This window comes from Streptomyces sp. AP-93, from assembly GCF_022808175.1.
Taxonomy (GTDB): domain Bacteria; phylum Actinomycetota; class Actinomycetes; order Streptomycetales; family Streptomycetaceae; genus Streptomyces.
Genome location: NZ_JALGBX010000008.1, coordinates 302,458 through 324,748 on the forward strand (window position 1 = coordinate 302,458; position 22,291 = coordinate 324,748).

The 22,291-nt window shown below is 71.7% G+C and carries 19 protein-coding genes; 11 read left to right on the forward strand and 8 right to left on the reverse strand.

Going from position 1 to position 22,291, the window contains the following annotated elements:
• Nucleotides 1-17: 17 nt before the first annotated feature.
• The 3 genes from MTF69_RS16345 to MTF69_RS16355 form a co-directional block, all read right to left on the reverse strand.
• Nucleotides 18-1,487: a S28 family serine protease gene (locus tag MTF69_RS16345; RefSeq protein ID WP_243335022.1), complete on the reverse strand. Its 1,470-nt coding sequence runs from the start codon at nucleotides 1,485-1,487 to the stop codon at nucleotides 18-20.
• Nucleotides 1,488-1,571: 84 nt separating this feature from the next.
• Nucleotides 1,572-1,985 carry a hypothetical protein gene (locus MTF69_RS16350; RefSeq protein ID WP_243335024.1) on the reverse strand — a complete coding sequence of 138 codons (414 nt, stop codon included), beginning with the start codon at nucleotides 1,983-1,985 and terminating at the stop codon, nucleotides 1,572-1,574.
• A gap of 71 nt (nucleotides 1,986-2,056) precedes the next feature.
• Nucleotides 2,057-3,133, reverse strand: a complete 1,077-nt coding sequence (locus MTF69_RS16355) for an aldehyde dehydrogenase (protein WP_243335026.1) — start codon at nucleotides 3,131-3,133, stop codon at nucleotides 2,057-2,059.
• Between the two features lie 583 nt (nucleotides 3,134-3,716).
• On the opposite strand from MTF69_RS16355, the gene MTF69_RS16360 reads away from it, so the two are divergent.
• From MTF69_RS16360 to MTF69_RS16375, 4 genes are all read left to right on the forward strand, one after another.
• Nucleotides 3,717-4,271 carry an EF-hand domain-containing protein gene (locus MTF69_RS16360; protein ID WP_243335028.1) on the forward strand — a complete coding sequence of 185 codons (555 nt, stop codon included), beginning with the start codon at nucleotides 3,717-3,719 and terminating at the stop codon, nucleotides 4,269-4,271.
• Between the two features lie 183 nt (nucleotides 4,272-4,454).
• Nucleotides 4,455-4,862, forward strand: coding sequence for a hypothetical protein (locus MTF69_RS16365; RefSeq protein WP_243335030.1), 408 nt, complete (start codon nucleotides 4,455-4,457; stop codon nucleotides 4,860-4,862).
• Between the two features lie 296 nt (nucleotides 4,863-5,158).
• Nucleotides 5,159-5,581, forward strand: coding sequence for a hypothetical protein (locus tag MTF69_RS16370; RefSeq protein ID WP_243335031.1), 423 nt, complete (start codon nucleotides 5,159-5,161; stop codon nucleotides 5,579-5,581).
• Between the two features lie 60 nt (nucleotides 5,582-5,641).
• Nucleotides 5,642-6,076 (forward strand): hypothetical protein, encoded by a 435-nt coding sequence (locus tag MTF69_RS16375; RefSeq protein WP_243335034.1) that lies wholly within the window; start codon nucleotides 5,642-5,644, stop codon nucleotides 6,074-6,076.
• Nucleotides 6,077-6,221: 145 nt separating this feature from the next.
• Here the strand turns inward: MTF69_RS16375 and MTF69_RS16380 are convergent, their stop codons facing one another.
• Complete coding sequence (locus MTF69_RS16380; RefSeq protein ID WP_243335035.1) at nucleotides 6,222-6,989, reverse strand: hypothetical protein; 768 nt, start codon at nucleotides 6,987-6,989, stop codon at nucleotides 6,222-6,224.
• A gap of 426 nt (nucleotides 6,990-7,415) precedes the next feature.
• On the opposite strand from MTF69_RS16380, the gene MTF69_RS16385 reads away from it, so the two are divergent.
• Complete coding sequence (locus MTF69_RS16385) at nucleotides 7,416-7,838, forward strand: hypothetical protein (RefSeq protein ID WP_243335037.1); 423 nt, start codon at nucleotides 7,416-7,418, stop codon at nucleotides 7,836-7,838.
• Between the two features lie 310 nt (nucleotides 7,839-8,148).
• Nucleotides 8,149-8,583 (forward strand): hypothetical protein, encoded by a 435-nt coding sequence (locus MTF69_RS16390; RefSeq protein WP_243335039.1) that lies wholly within the window; start codon nucleotides 8,149-8,151, stop codon nucleotides 8,581-8,583.
• Between the two features lie 108 nt (nucleotides 8,584-8,691).
• Here MTF69_RS16390 and MTF69_RS16395 read toward each other — a convergent pair whose 3' ends face one another.
• The gene (locus tag MTF69_RS16395) at nucleotides 8,692-12,549 is read right to left on the reverse strand and encodes an ABC transporter ATP-binding protein (RefSeq protein ID WP_279345809.1); all 3,858 of its coding nucleotides are present in this window, start codon (nucleotides 12,547-12,549) and stop codon (nucleotides 8,692-8,694) included.
• Nucleotides 12,550-12,621: 72 nt separating this feature from the next.
• Nucleotides 12,622-13,386, reverse strand: a complete 765-nt coding sequence (locus tag MTF69_RS16400) for a GntR family transcriptional regulator (protein ID WP_243335044.1) — start codon at nucleotides 13,384-13,386, stop codon at nucleotides 12,622-12,624.
• Between the two features lie 163 nt (nucleotides 13,387-13,549).
• Between MTF69_RS16400 and MTF69_RS16405 the strand changes: the two genes are divergently transcribed.
• Nucleotides 13,550-13,957 (forward strand): ATP-binding protein, encoded by a 408-nt coding sequence (locus tag MTF69_RS16405; protein ID WP_243335046.1) that lies wholly within the window; start codon nucleotides 13,550-13,552, stop codon nucleotides 13,955-13,957.
• 37 nt (nucleotides 13,958-13,994) lie between these two features.
• On the opposite strand, the gene MTF69_RS16410 is transcribed toward MTF69_RS16405, so the two are convergent.
• Both MTF69_RS16410 and speB read right to left on the reverse strand, forming a co-directional pair.
• Nucleotides 13,995-15,662 carry a thiamine pyrophosphate-binding protein gene (locus tag MTF69_RS16410; RefSeq protein WP_243335048.1) on the reverse strand — a complete coding sequence of 556 codons (1,668 nt, stop codon included), beginning with the start codon at nucleotides 15,660-15,662 and terminating at the stop codon, nucleotides 13,995-13,997.
• Between the two features lie 46 nt (nucleotides 15,663-15,708).
• Nucleotides 15,709-16,677 (reverse strand): agmatinase, encoded by a 969-nt coding sequence (speB, locus tag MTF69_RS16415; protein ID WP_243335050.1) that lies wholly within the window; start codon nucleotides 16,675-16,677, stop codon nucleotides 15,709-15,711.
• 130 nt (nucleotides 16,678-16,807) lie between these two features.
• Between speB and MTF69_RS16420 the strand changes: the two genes are divergently transcribed.
• From MTF69_RS16420 to MTF69_RS16435, 4 genes are all read left to right on the forward strand, one after another.
• Nucleotides 16,808-18,685 (forward strand): PucR family transcriptional regulator, encoded by a 1,878-nt coding sequence (locus tag MTF69_RS16420; protein ID WP_243335065.1) that lies wholly within the window; start codon nucleotides 16,808-16,810, stop codon nucleotides 18,683-18,685.
• A gap of 286 nt (nucleotides 18,686-18,971) precedes the next feature.
• Nucleotides 18,972-20,129, forward strand: coding sequence for an acyl-CoA dehydrogenase family protein (locus tag MTF69_RS16425; RefSeq protein WP_243335067.1), 1,158 nt, complete (start codon nucleotides 18,972-18,974; stop codon nucleotides 20,127-20,129).
• Between the two features lie 19 nt (nucleotides 20,130-20,148).
• Entirely contained in the window at nucleotides 20,149-21,027 is an 879-nt protein-coding gene (tesB, locus tag MTF69_RS16430) for an acyl-CoA thioesterase II (protein ID WP_243335069.1), read from the forward strand.
• A 27-nt stretch (nucleotides 21,028-21,054) separates the two neighbouring features.
• Entirely contained in the window at nucleotides 21,055-22,029 is a 975-nt protein-coding gene (locus MTF69_RS16435; RefSeq protein ID WP_374323174.1) for a cation diffusion facilitator family transporter, read from the forward strand.
• Nucleotides 22,030-22,291: the final 262 nt, after the last annotated feature.

Here is a 22,291-nt window from a genome sequence, read left to right on the forward strand (position 1 = left end):
CGGGTCCTCCTACGGCACTACGGGCGCAGCATCGGCTCGCGCTCGATGTCGCGCTGGTCGAGCTGCGCGTCCGGCTTCGCCAGCGGCGTGGCCTTGGCGGCGCCGGTGGGCGCGGTGGCCGGGGCGACTCCGGCCCACTTGAGGATCTTCTCGGTGGCCAGCGCCTTCTCGGCCTCCATGAGCTTGGAGACGTTGGCCCCGTGGTTGGCGCCCGGAGCGGTCATCACGTAGCTGTCGCGGGCCCCGTAGCCGAGGTGGAACGGTTCGGCACCCCACGGGTCGTTCTGCCCGTTGATGAAGAGCATCTGGTGCGCGTTGTTCTTCACCCAGGTGTCGATGTCCCGCATCGCCGCCGGCTGGAAGGTCATCGGGATGTCCCGGGGCACGAAGTTGCGCGGCGGCTGGTAACCGTAGCGGCTCAGGTTGCCCAGGTGGGGCTGCTTGATGTCGGGGGAACCGAGCTGGGTGCCCGCCTGGTAGTAGTACGGCGTGTACGTCTCCAGGCCCTGGTCGGCGTAGGCCGAGAAGCCGGAGATCGCGTCGATCGTGTCCCAGATCTCCTGGTCGGTCGCGGTGGCGGCGGCCGGGATCGAGGCGCAGTCGGCGAGCAGGCTGTACTGCCAGAAGGCCCACACGTAGTCGAGCACGACGGCCTCGTAGGCCTTGTCGAGGTTGCCGACGGTGGTGAAGGTCCAGCCGTTCTCGGCGGCGGCCGTCGCGTACTTGGCCTCCAGCGGGACCCGGCGCACGAGCGCCTCGCGCTGCACCGCGTTCAGCTTGTCGCGGCACTCCTTGGTGCCGACCTTGGCGAAGAACCGGTCGTAGGCCGAGTCCTCCTTGTTCACCACGTCGTTGGGGGCGACGTACGCGACGACGCCGTCCATGTCGCGCGGGTAGAAGCGCTCGAAGTAGGTGGCCGTCATGCCGCCCTTGCTGCCGCCCGTGGCGAGCCAGTTCTTCTTGTAGACCTTCTTCAGAGCGGTGAAGACGCGGTGCTGGTCACTGGCGGCCTGCCAGATGTCCAGGTTCGCCCAGTTGGCCGGATCGGGCCGGGAGGGGGTGAAGAACCGGTACTCCATCGACACCTGGTTGCCGTCGATTATGGTCGTCGGCTCGCTCCGGCGCGGGTTGGTGTTGACGTTGTAGCCGGAGGTGAAGAACACCGTGGGCCGCGTGACGTCCTTGTGCAGCAGGGTCAGTCGCTGCTTGAAGGTGCCCTTCCACGGCGCGCGGTGATCGACCGGCTGCTCGTAGTTCAGTACGAAGAAGCGGTAGCCGGGGTACGGCTTCTCCTCGATCAGGCTCATCCCCGGGATCGCGAGGATCCGGTCCTTGATGTCTTCCGTGGCGGCCTTGGCATCCGTGGCGGTGGCATCCGTGACGGCGGACGGTTCCGCGGCGGTGGCCGCTTGCGCCGTGGTGCCGGCCGCACCCGCGGTGCCGATCAGCACCGCGAGCGACAGCAGCCATCCGAGCTTCTTGCGCATTCACACTCCCCATGAGTTCACAACGGTCGCCGTGAACCTAGCCGGGGGAACACGCGGCTGAACAGACCTAGTTGGGCCGCTCCCTCAGCAAAGGATCCAGCCGGAATCGACGGATCCGGCCCCCACGCTCCCCTTTACATACACGCAGCGGCTGATCGCGTGGACGCCGACGGGTCCGGCGTACCGGGTGAATCGCCCCGCATCGCGCACCGGGTAACCGCCGCGCGGCTGGACGCTCACCGACATCGACCGCCGCGGACCGGGCTCCCGGGCGACCGCCACCGCGCAGGCCCGGTCGCGGGTCTTGTACACGCGCACTTCCCCCGTGGAGAACGGCAGCGTCCGCACCAGGTTCCCCGCGCACCAGCCGGTCGCCGCCTGCGCCGGCTGCGCCACCAGCAGTCCGGCAGCGCCCAGCCACAGCGTCACCGTGACCACCACCGTGCGGGCGGCCCATCGCCCGTGCCGGTTCCGCGCCTTCAACACCCTGTCCCCCATCGGTCGTACGTACAACGTGCGTACGTTCGTACGACGCCCGGCCCCCTCGATTGGTTGCGCGGAACAAGAACTCAGCCCGTGGGGCCCGCCGCCCCGTGCTCGAAGACCGACTCCCGCGGCCGGACCAGGGTGGCCACGGCGATCGACTGGAGGTGAGTGGTGCGCACGGCGGGCAGGTTGGCCTCGCCGAAGATCCCGCCCGTCGCTCCCGTGCCGCCGTTGTACGGGATCCCCGGCAGGCAGCCGATGTGCGAGTCGTTGACCTTCAGCATGCCGCCGTTGACCACCTCCTCGCAGAACCGCTCGACGACCCGCTCGTCCTGGGTCCACAGGGAGTTGCGCAGGCCGTAGCGGTTGGCGTTGAGGAAACCGATGGCCTCCTCCAGCCGGACCGGCGCCCGGGGCACGACCACGCAGAGCAGCGGGAAGAAGGTCTCCTCGCGGAAGGCGCGCAGCCGGGCGGCCTCGGCCAGCCCGTCCACCCGGACGACCGCCGGGCGGATGAACGGCCCCGCCGCCGAAGGCTCGTCGTCCACGTCCACGAACTCCCCGCCGCACAGCAGCTGCCCGCCGGCCGCCAGTACCTCGCCGAGCACCTCGGTGAACTCCGCCCGCTTGACCACCGGGCTCAGCACCGTGCGCGGATCCTCCGGCGGACCGGGCCGGATCTCCCGCACCTGCTCCATCAGCTCCTTCAGCAGCCGGTCGGCCACCTCGGGGTGGACGATGGCGAACTTCGGGGTCATGCAGATCTGCCCGGAGCCGTAGTACCGCTCGCACAGGGCCCGCGCGGCGAGACCGGCCTCGGCGTCGTGCCACACCAGCACCCCGTCGTTGCCCAACAGCTCGAGTACGGGCTTCTTCCCCGCGGCCACGCACTCCCGCTCCAGCTTGAGGCCCTGCTCGGAGCCGCCGAAGAAGACCAGGTCGTCGCAGTCGGGGCTGTCCAGCCACTGGCGGACCACGGCGCGGGCGTGCGTGCAGACCACGTTCAGGGTGCTGGGCGGGGCGCCGAGCCGCTCCAGGAGCGGGGCCACGATCTCCCGGTAGACGAAGCCGACGCCCAGCGGGGCTGTGGGCGGCGCGTTGACGACCAGGCTGTTGCCCGCGGCGAGCGCCAGCGCCCCGTAGAAGGAGTTGGGCCTCATACTCGGACACCGAGTCAGGGTGGAAAGTGCAGGCGCCTGCGGCCCGCTCCCACGTGGCCAACCGGTCGTACAGGAGGTTCTCACCCCACTCCGGCCGGGCCTTGAGGTCGAGGACCGCGAAGGGGGCGCGCTTGGTCGACCCATCCGAGGCCAATACACCCGACGGGTGCCGGGCCTCTCGGCACCGGCCACCCATACCTCATAAGAGTGCATCCACAACTTCCCAAGACTTGATCCGTGATTCCCGAAGGAGGCACGGACTGCATCCGGCCGGCTGGTCCTTGCGCTCCGACGTGGTCACCTGGCGGTGTCTCATCCGGGGTTGCTGGGGGCCGTTCCGGAGTTCGGTGAGCAGAGGCCCGCAGTTCAGCGGACTGCCGCAGGCGCTGCACCGGCAAGCCGGCGGTCAGTACCTCACGCGGTTGACTCACACTGGCCGTCTTCTCGGCCGCTGCCGATCGTAGCGGCGACAGATCTACGAAGGGGACACCTCCTGGTCGGGGAACATGAGTTCGCCCTCAAGAAGGAAGTTACGGTAGGTGACTGCAAACCCGCTCACCGTAGCCGTGAAAGGCAAACCGAAATGACGAACGACCTGCTGGATCGCAAGCTGGACCGCGCCTTCACGCACCTGGATGTCAACGACGACCAGGTGATCGACGAGCACGACATCATCGGGCTCGGGTCACGCCTGCTGTCAGCCCTCGGCGAGCCGGCCGCCTCCCCCAAGGCGACCGAGGTGATGGGTGGGCTCGTCGACTTCTGGCAGGACCTGTTCACCGAGCTGGACCTGGACCGGGACGGCAAGGTCACGACCGAGGAGTACAAGACGGGCATGACCCGGCTGTACGCGCAGGGCGGGCCCGCCTACGACCGCTCCTTCCGCCCGATGATGCGGGCGATCCTCACGATCGTCGACACCGACGGCGACGGGCGGATCAGCCCGGAGGAGTTCCACGCGGCCCAGACGGCCTTCGACACGAAGCTGAGCCACGCGGACGCGGAGGCGCTCTTCGCCCGGATCGACGCGGACCACGACGGGTTCCTGTCCGTGGACGAGCTCCTCGGCGCGGTGCGGGAGTACTACACCGGCACCGAGGAGGACGCCCCGGGCAACCTGCTCTTCGGCGAGCTCTAGCCCCGGCCCCTCCGGATCCGCCGGGCCGTCCCCTCCGGATCCCGCCGGCCCCGGCATGAGGAGCGGCATCACCGGGGAGCCGGATTCCGTCAAGCCGCGAGATTCCGGGTCGTGACACCGCGCGGGTGGCGGGGCGTACTGGGGCGAACCCCCATCCGCCTCGCTCACCAGAGGAGAGCAGTCATGAACCACGTTTCCAGGAAGCCGCGCCTCGTCCTGTTCGCCGCATCGGCAGCAATCGTCGCGGGCGGCGCGCTCGCACCCGCGACCGCACTCGCCGCCACCCCCGCCGGTTCGCACGCGGTCAGGGCGGACGACACCGGCAACGAGTCCACCCTCTTGCTCCGCACCGGCCCGGACGACACCTTGATCGGCAAGGACCGGCCCGCCAAGGACGGCCCGGACAAGTGGGGCAACGGAAAGCACGGCAAGGGCCCCGGCAAGAAGGGCTCTCCCGAGAGCCCCCCCGTCTTCCAGGCTCCCGGCAAGCCGGAGTGGCAGTGCGTGACCGCCCCCTGCGGGCCGCCCGAAGGGATCCCCGACGGAGGGTTGGAGGGAGACGCGGCCGTTTCCAACCATGCGAGGACGTGAGGATCCGACCGCGATCTACGCCGCCTGGCAGGGACACCACATCGGAGCCCCGGGTCCGCACGACGGACCCGGGGCTCCGGTGCGTGTACGAGAACACCCGGGCAGTGCTTTTACGCGAAGGGGCTCCGCAGGTCAAGCCCCGAAAGTGAGTGGCGTGACGCGAATCCCGCCATCGGGTTTATTTGAAGTACGCCCTCACCGGGAAACACCCGGAGAATCCAGAGGACAGAGAATCGCCCCGGCTCCTTTCTCCGGAAGATTCTCGAATCCCTTTCTTTTCCGAATGGAGAACGACCATGTTCAAGATCCTCTCGACCCGCCGCATCGTCCTCGCCAGCGCCTCCGTCGCCCTCCTGGGCGGTGGCATCGCACTCCCCGCCACCGCCATGGCCGCCCCCACCGCCGCCCCGCACCACGCGGTCTCCCTGGTCCAGGACGACAGCGCCGACGGCGTCGGCGTCGGCGGCGACGCCAGCGCCGACAACACCACCGTCGGCGGCAACTCCCAGGGCGGCAACGCCAACAGCGGCGTCGGCAACTGCAAGGGCAAGTGCGACATCACCACCGGCAACGCCCAAGGCGGCAACTCCAGCGCCGACGCCATCAACACCGGCGACGCCACCGCGGTAGGCGGCGACGGCACCGGCAAGGGCGGAAACCTGAACAAGGTCAACAAGCAGACAATCAAGAACGAGCTCAAGGCAAAGCTCGGCAAGTAAACCCGGCAAGGCGCTCACCCACCCTCTCGAATCCCTTTCTTTTCCGAATGGAGAACGACCATGTTCAAGATTCTCTCGACCCGCCGCATCGTCCTTGCCAGCGCTTCCGTCGCCCTCCTCGGTGGTGGCATAGCCCTCCCCGCCACCGCCATGGCCGCCCCCACCGCCGCCCCGCACCACGCGGTCTCCCTCCTCCAGGACGACAGCGCCGACGGCACCGGCATCGGCGGCGACGCCAGCGCCGACAACACCACCGTCGGCGGCAACTCCCAGGGCGGCAACGCCAACAGCGGCGTCGGCAACTGCAAGGGCAAGTGCACCATCACCACCGGCAACGCCCAAGGCGGCAACTCCAGCGCCGACGCCATCAACACCGGCGACGCCACCGCAGTCGGCGGCAACGGCACCGGCACGGGCGGAAACCTGAACAAGGTCGACAAGCAGACGGTCAAGAACCAGCTCAAGGAAGACCTGAAGGCGAAGCTCGGTAAGTGAACCCAGATCACCACCCGTCCACCATCCAGCAGAACGGCGCCCCCGGGATTCCCGGGGGCGCCGTCGCGTGCCGCGGACGCCGGAGAGGCCCAGCCTCTCCGGCGTCCGCGTCGCGTTCCCGAAGCGTCGGGCGTTCGCCCCGCTATCAGGCGTTGCCGCCCACGGCGGTCGCGTCACCGCTCACGGCGGTCGCGTCACCGGTGTTGAGCGCGTCGGCACTCGCGTTGCCGCTCGTCGCGTTCCCGGTGGTGATCGTGCACCTGCCGATACAGGTGCCCACACCGGAGGCGGCGGAGCCCGAGGTGGCCGTGCCGCCGACCGTGGTGTTCTCGGCGTTGGCGGAGCCGCTGACGGCAATGGCGTCACCGCCCGTGCGCGCGCCCTGGTCACCCCCGTCCCCGTCCCCGCCCCGCACGGTCTTCCCGGTCGAGCTCGCGGCCGCGTGGCTGCTACGGCTCAGCACGTCGGCGGTCACGGCCGTGTTGACGCTGTCGAAGCAGAGGCCGTTGCACCGGTTGGAGGCGCCGTCACCCACGGCGGTGTTGGTGCTGGTGCCGCAGAGGCCGGTGCACTCGTTGAACGCACCCGCCCCGACCGCGGTGGTGGTGCTGTCGCCACACAGGCCCGTGCACAGACCGGAGGCGCGGTCGCCCACGGCGGTGTTGGTGCTGTCGCGGCACAGGCCCGTGCAGCTGCCGGAGGCGCCCTCGCCCGTGGCGATGTTGTTGCTCCCCTGACAGAACCCTTCACAGGCTCCGGGGGAAGTGCTGCCCAGGAGGGCGCTGATGCCGCTGTGGCCGTAGTGCGGGACTGCCGGTGCGGCCACCGCGGTCGCGGGCAGGGCGATGCCGCCGGCCAGTACCACGGAAGCCGTGGCCAGCACGATGCGACGGGTCCAAGAACGCTCGTTCATCGGAAATTCTCCGGGATTCTCGTGCGGAGCAATTCGACTGTGGCCAAGCGTGCGCGCGCCGAGGCCGCCGGTCAGATACGTCCGCTGACATACGGACGCGGGGATCCCCTGGGGTTTGGTCGGGGCCGACGCTATCGCGCCGATCCCGCCACTGTACGGATGCGCCCGCGCACGGCGTGTTGTCACACCCCGACGACTCACCCGGGCCGCCCGGGGCATCACGGGCGGGGCGGCCGGAAAATACCAAGATCGACCATGTGGGTCAAGTCCCGAAAGTGAGTGGCGTGACGAGAATCCCGCCATCGGGTTTATTTGAAGTACGCCCTCACCGGGAAACACCCGGAGAATCCGGAGGACGGAGAATCACCCCGGACAATTCCTCCGGAAGATTCTCGAATCCCTTTCTTTTCCGAATGGAGAACGACCATGTTCAAGATCCTCTCGACCCGCCGCATCGTCCTCGCCTCCGCCTCCGTCGCCCTCCTGGGTGGTGGCATCGCACTCCCCGCCACCGCCATGGCCGCCCCCACCGCCGCCCCGCAGCACGCGGTGTCCTACCTCCAGGACGACAGCGCCGACGGCGTCGGCGTCGGCGGCGACGCCAGCGCCGATAACACCACCGTCGGCGGTGACTCCCGCGGCGGCGACGCCAACAGTGGCGTCGGCAACTGCAAGGGCAAGTGCGACATCACCACCGGAGACGCCCGAGGCGGCGACTCCAGCGCCGACGCCATCAACACCGGCGACGCCACCGCGGTAGGCGGCGACGGTTCCGGCAAGGGCGGAAACCTGAACAAGGTCAACAAGCAGACAATCAAGAACGAGCTCAAGGCAAAGCTCGGCAAGTGAACCCAGCAAGCCACGCAGCAGAACTGCGCCCCGGGAACCCCGGGGCGCAGTCGCGTGCCACGGACGCCGGAGAGGCCCAGCGCCTCCGGCGTCCCCGTGCGTTCCCGACCCCCGGCCGCCCTGGCTATCAAGATCGGCCATTTACGTCAAGCCCCGAATGTGAGTGGCGTGACGCCATTCCCGCCATCGGGTTTATTTGAAGTACGCCCTCACTGGGACCCACCCGAAGAACCCAGAGGACAGAGAATCACCCCGGATCGGTTATTGGGAAGATTCTCGAATCCCTTTCTTTTCCGAATGGAGAACGACCATGTTCAAGATCCTCTCGACCCGCCGCATCGTCCTCGCCTCCGCCTCCGTCGCCCTCCTGGGTGGTGGCATCGCACTCCCCGCCACCGCCATGGCCGCCCCCACCGCCGCCCCGCACCACGCGGTCTCCCTGGTCCAGGACGACAGCGCGGACGGCGTCGGCGTCGGCGGCGACGCCAGCGCCGATAACACCACCGTCGGCGGCACCTCCCGCGGCGGCGACGCCAACAGTGGCGTCGGTAGCTGCAAGGGCAAGTGCACCATCAACACCGGAGACGCCCGAGGCGGCGACTCCAGCGCCGACGCCATCAACACCGGCGACGCCACCGCAGTAGGCGGCAACGGCACCGGCCAGGGCGGAAACCTGAACAAGGTCAACAAGCAGACGGTCAAGAACCAGCTCAAGAAGGACCTGAAGGCGCAGCTCGGCAAGTAAACCCAGCAAGCCCAGCGAGCCACCAGAAAGCCGGCGGGCGCCGGAGAGGCCGAGCCTCTCCGGCGCCCGTCTGTGCGGTCGGACCCTGCCCGTCCGGCAGGAGACGCCCTACGCCGCGGCGGCCGGCTCGTCCTCGCCGACGAAGGTGCGCCACAGCTCCGCGTACCGGCCGCCGCGGGCCAGCAGCTCGGCGTGCGTGCCGTCCTCCGCGACCCGGCCGCGGTCCATGACCACGACCCGGTCGGCACGTGCGGCCGTGGTCAGCCGGTGCGCCACGACCAGGGTGGTGCGCTTGCCCGCGAGCCGGTCGGTGGCCTGGTTGACCAGGGCCTCGGTGGCCAGGTCGAGGGCGGCGGTGGCCTCGTCGAGCAGCAGCACGTCGGGGTCGACGAGCTCGGCCCGGGCCAGCGCGATCAGCTGGCGCTGACCGGCGGAGAGGTTGCGGCCGCGCTCGGTGACGGTGTGCAGGTAGCCGCCGTCCAGCGTGGCGATCATGGCGTGGGCGCCGACCGCATGCGCGGCGGCCTCCACCTCCGAGTCGCTCGCCTCGGGCCGCCCGTAGGCGATGGCGTCGCGGACCGTCCCCGGGAAGAGGTACGGCTCCTGCGGGACGACGCCGAGGCGGTGGCGGTAGCCCGTCAGGTCCAGCTCGCGCAGGTCCACCCCGTCGGCGGTGACCCGGCCGGAGGTCGGATCGTAGAACCGGGCCACCATCTTGACCAGCGTGGACTTGCCGGCCCCGGTCTCGCCGACGAAGGCGACGGTCTGCCCGGCGGGGATGCGCAGGCTGATCCCGGTGAGCGCCGGTTCCTTCTCCCCGCGCTCCTCGGCCGTGCCGTACGAGAAGTGGACCCCTTCGAAGGCGATCTCGCCGCGCAGCTCGGCGACCGGGCGGGGGTCGGCCGGGCGGGGGGTGCTGGTGGGTTCGCGCAGCAGGCCCTGGATCCGGCCGAGGGAGACGGTGGCCTGCTGGTAGCCGTCGAAGACCTGCGAGAGCTGCTGGACGGGGGCGAAGAACAGGTCGATGTAGAGCAGGTACGCGACCAGCGCGCCCGTGGTGAGCGTGCCGGCCTCCACCCGGCCCGCGCCGACGATCAGCACGGCGGCGGCCGCCCCTGAGGACAGCAGCTGGACGAAGGGGAAGTAGACGGATATCAGCCACTGGCCGCGGACCCGGGCCTCGCGGTACGAGTCGCTGCGCTCGGCGAACCGGACGGCGCCGGCGCGCTGGCGGCGGAAGGCCTGGACGATGCGCAGTCCGGCCACGGACTCCTGCAGGTCGGCGTTGACCAGTCCGACCCGGTCGCGGGCGAGCTCGTAGGCGGCCACGGACTTCCGGCGGAAGAAGACGGTGCCGATGATCAGCACGGGCAGCGTGGCGAAGACGATCATCGCCAGCTCCACGTCCAGGACGAGGAGGGCGACCAGGATGCCGAAGAAGGTGAGGACGGAGACGACGGCGGTGACGAGCCCGGTCTGCAGGAAGCTGGACAGGGCGTCCACGTCGGTGGTCATCCGGGTCATGATCTTGCCGGTCAGCTCGCGCTCGTAGTAGTCGAGGCCGAGGCGCTGGAGCTGGGCGAAGATCTTGACGCGCAGGGCGTAGAGCACGCGCTCGCCGGTGCGGCCGGTCATCCGGGTCTCGGCGAACTGCGCGGCCCACTGGGCCAGGACCACGCCGAGCGCGAGGAGGGAGGCCGCCCAGACGGCGCCGAGGGCGGCCGCTTCGACGCCCTGGTCGATGCCGTGCCGGATCAGGATGGGCAGGAGCAGGCCGGAGCCGGCGTCGAGGGCGACGAGGCCGAGGGATATCGCGAGCGGGGCCCAGAAGCCGCGCAGCAGGCGGCCCAGGTTGTAGCTGTCCTCGGCGGACGCGGCGCGGGTCTCGTCCACGTCGGGGGTGTCGTCTGCGGGCGGCAGCGCGGCCACCTGCGCGAGCAGTTCGGGGGTGGCGGACATCCCCGCGGGGGCGGTGCTCTTCTCGTCCGCCTCCTCCTGGCGCTGCCAGAGCTCGGGGGTGATCCCGCCGGCCACCCGGCGCTTGGCGTTGACGGGCTCGGAGTCGATCTCGGCTTCGAGCTCGATGTCGCGCTCGATGTCCCGCTCGAACTCCTCCATCAGGGGCGCCTCGGGCGTCCGCGGGGAGCCGGCGCCGAGTGCGTCCGGGTCGGTGAGCAGCCGCCGGTACAGGGCGGAGCGGCGCTCCAGCTCCTCGTGCGTACCGACGTCGGAGAGCCGCCCGTGGTCCAGTACGGCGATCCGGTCGGCGAGCGCGAGCGTGGAGCGGCGGTGCGCGATGAGCAGGGTGGTGCGGCCGGCCATGACGGCGCGCAGCGCCTCGTGGATCTCGTGCTCGACGCGGGCGTCGACGGCGGAGGTGGCGTCGTCGAGGAGCAGCAGGCGGGGGTCGGTGAGGATGGCGCGGGCGAGCGCGATGCGCTGGCGCTGGCCGCCGGAGAGGGTCAGGCCCTGCTCGCCGACCTTGGTGTCGTACCCGGCGGGAAGCGCCTCGACGAACCCTTCGGCCTGGGCGGCGCGGGCTGCGGCGCGGATCTGCTCGTCGGTGGCGCCGGGGTGTCCGTAGGCGATGTTGGAGCGGATGCTGTCGGAGAAGAGGAACGAATCCTCCGGCACGAGCCCGATGGCGTCGCGCAGGGAGTCGTAGGTCAGCTCGCGCACGTCGTGGCCGCCGACGCGGACGGCGCCCCGGTCGGCGTCGTAGAACCGGGGCAGCAGCAGCGAAACGGTGGACTTCCCGCTGCCCGAGGAACCGACGAGGGCGACGGTCTCCCCCTCGGCGATCGACAGGCTGAACCCGTCGAGCACGGGCCGCTCGGGGTCGTACCCGAAGCGCACGTCGTCGAACTCGACGGTGGCGGGCGCGTCGGAGGGAAGCTCCTGCTTCCCCTCCTGGATCACCGGCTCGGTGTCGATGAGCTCGAAGACCCGCTCCACGCCTGCGCGGGCCTGCTGGCCGACGGTGAGCACCATGGCGAGCATGCGGACGGGGCCGACGAGCTGGGCGAGGTAGGTGGAGAAGGCGACGAAGGTACCGAGGGTGACCTGCCCCTTGGTGGCCATCCAGCCTCCGAGGGCCAGCATGGCGACCTGGCCGAGGGCCGGTACGGCCTGCAGCGCCGGGGTGTAGCGGGAGTTCAGCCGGATCCCGCGCATCCGCCCGGCGAACAGCCGGCGGCCGGCGTCGCGGAGCTTGCCGGTCTCCTGCTCCTCCTGGCCGAAGCCCTTGACGACGCGGACGCCGGTGACGGCCCCGTCGACGACGGTGGCGACGGCGGCGGCCTGGCTCTGGGCGTACCAGGTGGCGGGGAAGAGCTTCTTGCGGCTGCGCTTGGCGATGAACCAGAGGGCGGGGGCCATGAGCAGCGCGACGACGGTCAGCAGCGGCGAGAGCCACAGCATGATCCCGAGGGATATCCCGAAGAGCAGGAAGTTGCCGATGGTCATGGGCAGCATGAAGAGCAGCCCTTGGATCAGCTGGAGGTCGGTGGTGGCCCGCCCCACGACCTGCCCGGTGGACAGCTCGTCCTGGCGGCGGCCGTCGAGCCGGGCGATGGTGTCGTACATGTCGGTGCGCAGGTCGTGCTGCACGTCGAGGGCGAGCCGCCCGCCGTAGTACCTGCGTATGTAGGTCAGCACGTACACGAGGACCGCGGCGCCTATGAGCATCAGGGCCCAGGGCCCCATGGGCTTGCTCTGGTCGCCGATGACATCGTCGAGGATCACCTTGGTGACGAGCGGCACGAGCGCCATGACGGCCATGCCGCCGAGCGAGGACCCGAGGGCCAGCAGCACGTTGGCCTTGTACCGCCAGGTGTAGGCGGCGAGCCGCCTCCCCCACCCCTGTTTGCTTCCCGCCGCCGATTCCGCCGTCGCCGTAGCCACGTACTGCCTCCCCGTTCGTCCTGCCCTACCGGAAGCGCCAACGCCCCGACCGGCGGATTTCATCCCGCCGCAACAATTCGAACTGGGTTGCGCGGGTTCCGCGCGCGGAGCTGGGCCTACGGGGGTCTACGGGGTCTACGGGGCGTCGAACTCGTACTCCAGTACATAGGCGGACGCGTCGAGCACCATCTCGTTGACCTCGACCACCCGCCCGTCGGCGGCGAAGGCGGTACGGGCGACCAGCACGACGGGCGTCCCGGCGGCCAGCCCGAGGCTCACGGCCTCCTCGGCACTGGGCATCCGCGAGCGGACCTCCTCCCGGAACCGCGCCGGCTTGTGACCGAGCTCGGCGAGCCGAGCGTAGATCCCGCCGGGGCCGCTGTCGGGCTCGGCGACGGGCGTACCCGCCACGAGGGCGGCGTCGAGGTAGGAGGTCGCGAACATGACGGGCTTCCCGTCGAGCAGGAACCTGCGGCGCCGGACGCAGGCGGGCGCGCCGTCGACGAGCCCGAGCATGGCGGCGACGGCCTCGGGCGCGGGTTCTTCGGTGACCCCGATGAACTCGACGACCGGTTCCCGCCCCTTGCCGTCCGCCGCCCAGATGGAGCCGCCCGCGCCCCACACCTCGACGGCCAGCCGCTGGATGCCGCGCCGCCGGATCCCCACGCGGAACTCACGCACATAGACCCCGGCACCCTTGCGCGCTTCGGTCAGCCCCTCGGCCTGGAGGACTCCGAATGCCTGCCGCGCCGTCATCCGGGCGACCCCGTACGTGGCCATGAGGTCGCTCTCACCAGGCAGCCGGTCACCGGGCCCGAACTCGCCGGAGGCGATGGCGTCTTTGAGCGCGGCGGCGATGCGCAGGTACTTGGGCTGCCGTGCGGAGCCGTCGTTCGGCATGCGGTCCTCCCCGATCATCTCCCGACAGCCTAGGGGCGCATCAGGGCGCCGGAGGCCGTCAGCCCGCGCAACACTCGCCATCAATGGGCATATCTAGATATCCCTTGACGGCCGATCAGACCCTCGCTTCACTAGTCCTAGGTATCTAGATAGGTGAGGTCTCATGACACTGTCCTCCGCCGACGAAATCCTCTGGATCGTGCCCCGCAGTCCCCGCGCTCCGGGCCGGGCCCGCGCGCTGCTGCGCGAGCAGTTCACCGCATGGGGCATCGGGGCGCAGCCCGCCGAGGCGGCCGAGCTGCTGCTCTCCGAGCTGGTCACCAACGCCGTACGGCACTCGCGCGCTCCGCGGGGCCGGGATCTCGGGATCCGGCTCGCCCGGTACGACGGGGTGCTGCGCGTGGAGGTCGCCGACGCCGGCCCCGCCGTGAAGCTCACGCCACAGGTCGTGGCGGACACCGACGAGCAGGGGCGCGGGCTCGCCATCGTCGCCGCCCTGGCCGAACGCTGGGGCTGCTGCCCCCGGCTCCACGGCATCGGAAAGGCGGTCTGGGCCGAGGTCAGGACGTAGGCAGCGGCTTCACCACGGGGGCCTGGCCGCGCATCCCTCAGACGTGGGTGGGTGCGAACATCTTCAGCGTGGCCGGAAGCAGCAGGAGCGAAGGACCCGGAGTCTTCAGGGACTTGGCCAGGTCCTCGCGGAGGGACTCCGGGGTGGTCGTGGTCGCCGGGATGCCGAAGGAGGCCGCCAGGGCCACGAAGTCGGGGCGGGTCAGGGTCGTGCCCGTCTCGCAGCCGTACTCGCGCAGGATGCCGTAGCCGCCGTCGTCCACGATCAGCCAGGTGACGTCCAGGTCGTGCTGGCGGGCGGTGGCCAGGTCGGCGATCGAGTACATCGCGCCGCCGTCGCCGGAGACCGCGAGGACCGGGGTGTCCGGCTCCGCGACGGCCGCGCCGAGGGCAGCCGGGAAGGCGTAGCCGAGGCCGCCCGCGCCCTGCGCCGAGTGCATGGTGTTGGGGTGCTTGGCGTCGAAGGCCGACCAGGCCCAGTAGGACAGGATCGTCATGTCCCAGAAGGACGGGGAGCGGGGCGGGAGAGCCTGCCGGATCGAGGTCAGGAGCTGCTGTTCCAGGGTCAGGTCCTGCTCGGCCAGGCGGGCCGCGATGTCGGCGAGGAGCAGGGCGACGCGCTCGGGGGCCTTCGGATCGGGGCGTTCGGCGACCGTTTCGAGGAGTGCCTGCAGGGCGAGGCGGGCGTCCGCGTGGATGCCGAGGCCCGCGTGGTTGGACTCCAGCTTGCCGAGGTCGGCCTCGATCTGGACGACCCGGCCCTCCGGGAAGAACGTGTGGTAGTTCGAGGACAGTTCGCCCAGGCCCGAGCCGACCACCAGCACGACGTCGGCGTCCTCCAGGAAGTCCGTCATGTGGCGGTCCTCCAGCCAGGACTGGAGGGAGAGCGGGTGGGTCCAGGGGAAGGCCCCCTTGCCGCCGAAGGTGGTGACGACGGGCGCGTTCAGGCGTTCCGCGAGCTGCTTCAGCTTGCCCGCCGCGTCCGAGCGGATCACCCCGCCGCCGGCGATGATCACCGGGCGCTCGGCGTTCTCCAGCCAGTGCGCGGCCAGGGCGGTGAGCTCCGGACGCGGGGCCAGTTCGTGCGGGGTCGCGTCCATGCCCGTGACCTGCGGGATGACGGTTTCCGCGCGCAGGACGTCCTCCGGGATCTCCACCCACACCGGCCCGTGCGGGGCGCTCAGCGCCGACTCCCAGGCCTCGGCGATCACGGACGGGATCTGCGAGGGGGTCCGGGCGGTGTGCACGGACTTGACCACGTCACGGAAGGAGGCCGACTGGTCGCGCAGCTCGTGCAGGTGACCGCGGCGGCCGCCGCCCAGGCCCGGGGTCGGGACCTGCGAGGAGATCGCCAGGACGGGCGCGGACGCCGCCGCCGCCTCGGCGAGGGCGGGGAGCGCCATGAGCGCGCCCGGGCCCGTGGAGAGGAGGAGCGGCGCCGCCTCGCCGGTCATCCGGCCGTACGCGTCGGCGGCGAACCCGGCGTTGTTCTCCGTACGCAGGCCCACGAGGCGCAGGTCCGAGCGGCCGACCGCGTCGAAGAGGCCGAGCGCGTGCTGGCCGGGCAGCCCGAAGACGGTGGTCGCGCCGAGCGAGCGCAGCGTCTCCACGACCAGGTCCCCGCCCGTGCGCCCCGGCGGGGGCGCGAGCGCCGCCGCCTTCTGGGCTTCGGTGGGACGGAGTACCAGGTCGTGGTCGTGCGTCACGTGCGCTTACTCGCCCTTCGTGTTCGCCTTCGCCTGCGCGCTGCGCCTACTTGGCAGTGCGTCCCGCAGCGATCTGGCGGCTCATGATCGTGGTCAGTTCGTACGCGGTGTGCGAGGCCGCGACCGAGGTGATCTCCGCGTGATCGTACGCCGGGGCGACTTCGACGACGTCCGCCGAGACCAGGTTGCAGGAGGAGAGCCCGCGGATGATCTCCAGCAGCTCGCGGGAGGTCATGCCGCCCGCCTCCGGGGTGCCCGTACCGGGGGCGTGCGCCGGGTCCAGCACGTCGATGTCGATGGAGATGTACAGCGGGCGGTCGCCGATGCGCTGGCGGAGCTGGTCGGCGACCTCGTCGGCGCCGCGGCGGTAGACGTCGGCCGAGGTGACGATGCCGAAGCCCATCTTGGCGTCGTCGTCCAGGTCCTGCTTGCCGTACAGCGGGCCGCGCGTGCCGACGTGGGACAGGGCCTCGGTGTCGAGGATGCCCTCCTCGACGGCGCGGCGGAACGGGGTGCCGTGCGTGTACTCGGCGCCGAAGTACGTGTCCCAGGTGTCCAGGTGGGCGTCGAAGTGGAGCAGCGCGACCGGACCGTGCTTCTTCGCCACCGAGCGGAGCAGGGGCAGCGCGATGGTGTGGTCGCCGCCGAGGGTCATCAGGCGGGAGCCGTTGCCGATCAGCTCGTCGGCGGCGGCCTCGATCGTGTCGACGGCCTCGTTGATGTTGAAGGGGTTCGCCGCGATGTCGCCGGCGTCGGCGACCTGCGCGAGGGCGAACGGGGAGGCGTCCTGCGCCGGGTTGTACGGGCGCAGCAGGCGGGAGGCCTCACGGATGGCGTTGCCGCCGAAGCGGGCGCCGGGGCGGTACGAGACTCCGGAGTCGAACGGCACGCCGACGACGGCCACGTCGGCCTTGCCGCCGACCTCGTCCAGGCGGGGCAGCCGGGCGAAGGTCGCGGGGCCCGCGTAGCGCGGGATGCGGGAGGAGTCGACGGGGCCGCGCGGCTGCGTGCTCATGAGGGGGTGCCCTTCCGGAGGTCCTGCTGGGTCTGCTGGTGCGGTCCTTCGAGCGTAAACGGACACCTCGGGCGGGCGAAGTGTACGTTTCATCCATCAGGCTCCCCCGATGTGTACGGAGTATCCACTCATGGAAGCGCCTCCCACCCCGCCGGTCGCGCTCGGCCGGCTGCTCGCCGACCAGGAGCTGGGGCTGCGCCACCTGGCCGGTCCCGCCGAGGCCGAACTGCACGGGGTGCACGCCTCCGAGATGGCGGACCCGTCCCCTTACCTGCTGGGCGGCGAACTCCTCCTGACGGCGGGGGCGGGCCTCGCGGGGGCGGGGGCCTGGCCGGCCGGGGGGACGGAACACGGCGCGGGCAGCCGCGCGGAGCCCCCGGGGGCGGGCGCCGGTCCGGCGGGGGCCGGGCACGCCGACGTTCGCGCCGGGCACGGGGGCGCGGGGCACGCGGACACCCGGCGTGCCCACACCGAGCGGGCCGGCACGGACCCGGCCGTCACGGACCCGGTCGGCGCCGGGCACGCGGGTCCCGGGCACGCGGGTCCCGGGCATGCGGGTGCCGGGCACGCGGGTGCCGGGCACGCGGCGGGCGAGCCGACCGACGCCGGACCGTACGTCGCGCGGCTGGTCCGGGCCGGAGTCGGAGCCATCGGGTTCGGGGTGACCCCGGTGCACGAGACCGTGCCCAGGGCCCTGATCGAGGCGTGCGACCGCCACGGGCTGCCCCTGGTCGAGGTGCCGCCCGGGACCCCGTTCACCGCGGTCGGCCGGAGCGTCTGGCGGCTGATGGCCCGGGCCCGGACCGCCGAGCTCCGCCGGGTGACCGAGGCCCAGCAGTCCCTGGCGGCGGCCGCCGCCCGCCCGGACCCGGTCCCGGCGGTCCTGCGCCGGCTGGCGGCGACCTTGGGCGGCTGGGCCGCCGTCCTCCCCTCCGCCCGGGCCGAGGCCCTGGGCACCGCCGCGGCGGGGGCCGCCGGGGCAGGGGCCGAGCAGACACCCGCCAAGGCCGCGCCCCCCGGGCCGGGCGCCCCCGTGACGGGGACGCGGTCGACGGCTTCCACGGCGGGAGGCCCGGGCTCCCCCGGGGAGCCGGGTGCCGCGGCGATCGGGCCGCCCGGGCCGGGCGCCCCCACCGGCCCCGGCGCCCCCACCAGCCTCGGCGTCTCCGCCGGGTCGGCGCCCGGGGACGAGGTACTGGTCGCGCTCACCGCGCTCGCGCGGCGGGTGGCACCCGGGGCGGCGGCCACCGCAACCGCCGACCACGGGGAGTTCCACCTCGGCGTCCACGCCCTCGGCGGCGGCCGGGTCCTGGCCCTGGCGACCCCCTCGCGGGCCCCCGGGGACCACACCGTCGCCTCGGTGGCGGCCGTCCTGCTGACCCTGCTCACCGCGCACCGCCCGGCCGGGGCGGAGGCCGCCCTGACCCGACTGCTGCTCGGCGGCGACCCGGCCGGGGCACTGGGCCCCGGGCCCTGGTACGCCGTCCACGGCCGCGGCACCGGTGACCCGCGGGCCCTGGCGGCCGCGCTGGGCACCGTACTGCTGGACCCGCGCGGGGATTCCGTACGCGCGGACTCCGTACGCCTCCTCACCGACCGAGAGCCCACCCCGCAGCCCGGCTGGCGGCTCGGGGTGAGCGCCGCGGCCCCGCCCGCGGGCCTGCCCGGCGCCGACGCGCAGGCCGGGCGGGCCCTGGAGCGCGCCGAGGCGGCCCGTACCCCGCTGGCCCGCCACACGGACCCCGGCTTCGCGGGCCTGCTCGGCGCGGCCGAGGCCCACGCCCACGCCGAGGCCCTGCTCGCACCCCTCTCCCCCGCACTCCGGGAGACCCTGCGCACCTGGCTGGCCCACCACGGAAGCTGGGACCGCAGCGCGGCCGCCCTCGGCATCCACCGCAACACCGTCCGCCAGCGCATCACCCGGACCGCCGCCCTGCTGGGCGACGCCGACCTGGACGACCCGGACACCCGGATGGACCTGTGGTTCGCGCTGCGCCTGCTGCCCTAGAGCGTGTCAGGCGGGACCCGTCACGGGTTGCCGGTCACCTCGAAGCCGGCGCCGAAGACGCCGGCGGGGTCCGCCGCGTCACGGGCCCGCAGGTCGGCCATGACGTTGGCCGAGCTGGTGTACACGTATGCGGGGCCGCATCGCTCGCCCCAGAGCCCGCTGCGCGGAAAGGTCCCGGGTCACACCGCCCCGCCCTGGACAGTCCGAGTGACCGCCGGGTAACTTAGGTATGAGCAAGCGCTTAGCTATGAAAGCGGCGGACCGCCGCGACCGAAGGGAGCCGGCCGTGCGCCGTACCGTTTTCAACGAGGACCACGAGGCGTTCCGCGAGACCATCCGCGCCTTCATCGAGGCCGAGGTCGTCCCGGTCTACGACGACTGGTTCGCGGCCGGCCAGGCCCCGCGCGAGTTCTACTACAAGCTCGGCGAGCTGGGCATCTTCGGGATCAACGTCCCCGAGGAGTTCGGCGGCGCCGGCCTGGACACCCACAAGTTCGAGGCCGTCCTCTACGAGGAGACCTCGCGCGCGGGCGTCAACTTCGGCGGCTCCGGCGTGCACGTGCTGCTCGCCCTCCCGTACATCAAGATGCTGGCCGACATCGAGCAGAAGAAGCGCTTCCTGCCGAAGTTCGTCTCCGGCGAGGAGATGTGGGCCCTGGCGATGACCGAGCCGGGCACCGGCTCCGACGTCGCGGGCATGAAGACCACCGCCAAGCTCTCCGAGGACGGCACGCACTACGTCCTCAACGGCTCCAAGACCTTCATCACCGGCGGCGTGCACGCCGACCGCGTGATCGTCTGCGCCCGCACCTCCGCCCCCAGCGAGGACGACCGCCGCTTCGGCATCTCCCTCTTCGCCGTGGACACCAAGTCCGAGGGCTACTCCATCGGCCGCAAGCTCGACAAGCTCGGCCTGCGCACCTCCGACACCGCCGAGCTGGCGTTCGTCGACGTGAAGGTCCCGGTCGAGGACCTGCTCGGCGAGGAGAACAAGGGCTTCTACTACCTCGGCGCCAACCTGCCGTCCGAGCGCTGGGGCATCGCCTTCGGCGCGTACGCGCAGTCCAAGGCCGCCGTCCGGTTCGCCCAGCAGTACGTGACGGACCGCACCGTCTTCGGCAAGCCGGTCGCGCACTTCCAGAACACCAAGTTCGAACTGGCCGCCTGCCAGGCCGAGGTGGACGCCGCCGAGGCCGTCGCCGACCGCGCCCTGGAGGCCTTGGACTCCGGCGAGCTCACCGCCGCCGAGGCCGCCTCCGCGAAGCTGTTCTGCACCGAGGTCGCGCACCGCGTCATCGACAAGTGCCTCCAGCTGCACGGCGGCTACGGCTACATGAACGAGTACCCGATCGCCCGCCTGTACGCCGACAACCGCGTGAACCGCATCTACGGCGGCACCAGCGAGGTCATGAAGTCCATCATCGCCAAGTCGATGGGCCTGTAAGGCACCTAGCCTTCACTCCATGAACGAGGCACTGACGACGCTCCTCGCTCTCCTCGACCTGGAGCAGATCGAGGAGAACATCTTCCGCGGTACCAGCCGTTCGGCGCTGGTACCGCGGGTCTTCGGCGGCCAGGTCGCGGCCCAGGCCCTGGTAGCGGCAGGCCGGACCGTCCCCGCGAACCGCATCGCACACTCGCTGCACTCGTACTTCCTGCGCGCCGGTGACCCCGGCGCGCCCATCGTGTACTCGGTCGACCGGATCCGCGACGGACGCTCCTTCACCACGCGCCGCGTCGTCGCCGTCCAGCACGGCCAGCCGATCTTCCACCTCTCCGCGTCCTTCCAGACGTACGAGGAGGGCCTCGACCACCAGACCGCGATGCCCGACGCCCCCGATCCGGAGACCCTCCCGACGGCCGCCGAGTCCCTCCCGCTCTACCGGGAGGTCTTCCGCGACCCGGGCACGGTGGAGCGGCTCATCGAGGCGCGCGGCGCGGTGGACCTGCGGTACGCGACGGTCCCGCCCTGGGGCAGCGTCGGCGAACCGGTCGAACCGCGCTCGCAGGTGTGGTTCCGTACCGCCGGCAAGCTGGAGAGCGACGACGCGCTCCTGCACACCTGCCTGGCCACCTACGTCTCCGACATGACCCTGCTCGACTCCGTGCTGCTCGCGCACGGGAAGGGCGGCTGGGCGGTCGGCGACGTGGTCGGGGCCTCGCTGGACCACGCGATGTGGTTCCACCGGCCGTTCCGCGCCGACGAATGGCTGCTGTACGACCAGGAGTCGCCCTCGGCGGCCGCCGGCCGGGGCCTGGGCCAGGCCCGGATCTGGACCCAGGACGGCAGGCTCGCCGTGACGGTCATCCAGGAGGGCGTGGTGCGCGTCCCGCGCGCGTAGTACGGCCGTCCGACGTAACGTCACATCATGTCCAGCAGCGATGCGATGGTGAGCGGAAGCGGAATCGGCGACCAGGGCGAGGACCCGGGTGGGAGCGAGAGCGTAGGCACGGTCATCGTCGCCGTCGTCACGAACCTCGGCATCGCCGCGGCCAAGGCCGCGGCCGGAATCGTCAGCGGATCGAGCGCGATGCTCTCCGAAGCGGCGCACTCGGTGGCCGACACGGTGACCGAGGTGTTGCTCCTGACCGCACTGAAGCGGAGCGCGAAGCCGGCGGACGAGGCGCACCCGCTGGGCTACGGCCCGGAGCGGTACATCTGGGCACTCCTCGCGTCGATCGCCACCTTCGTCGGCGGCGCGGTGTTCGCCGTCTACGACGGCATCCACACCCTGGTCCACGGGGAGGAACCCGGCAATCCGACCCTCTCCTACATCATCCTGGCCGTAGCCGCCGTCCTGGAGGGCTACTCCCTCCTGGTCGCCTGGCGGCAGGTCAAGGGCGAGGCGGCGCGGATGCGGGCGCCGCTGGGGCTGTACGTGAAACACACCCCGGACACGGCCGTGAAGGCCGTCCTCCTGGAGAACGTGGCCGCACTGATCGGGCTGGCACTGGCCGCCGGCGGCCTGCTGGGGGCGCAGCTCACGGGGTCGGGCGTCTACGACGGGGTGGCCTCGCTGCTGATCGGGCTGCTGCTGGTGTGGGTGGCGTGGGAGCTGGGGCGGTCGAACGCGCAGTACCTGATCGGGCGGCCGCTGCCGGAGGGGATGCGGGCGGAGGTCCGTGAGGAACTGCTGTCCGTCCTGCACATCGAGGGCGTGCTCGAGCTGACCACACTGGTGCAGGGGCCGTCCGAGGTGCTGATCGCAGCGAAGATCGATTTCCACGATCTGGCGTCTGCTGCGCAGGTGGAGGCGGCGTGCGAGGTCGCCGAGGCGCAGCTCCGCGACCGCTTCCCGGCCATCCGCCGGGTCTACTTGGACCCGACTCCCACTCCTCCCTGACGCGCCGCCCGCGCGGTGCGGCCCTGGCGGACCTGACCGGCTCCGCGCCGCTGCGCCGGACTCCGCCCGGCGGGGGTACCGCCACCGGCGGCCGGTGCGCAGCCCGGTGGGCGGGTGCGGGTACTGCGCCCTGCGGGGCTGGGTCCCCTACCCACCCTTCCACCGTTCCCCGGGCCAGCCCGGACCCCGGTCCTCAAACGCCGGACGGGCTGGAAGGGGGGTACCGGGCTGCGCCCGGACCCCTGGGGCTCCGCCCCCAGAC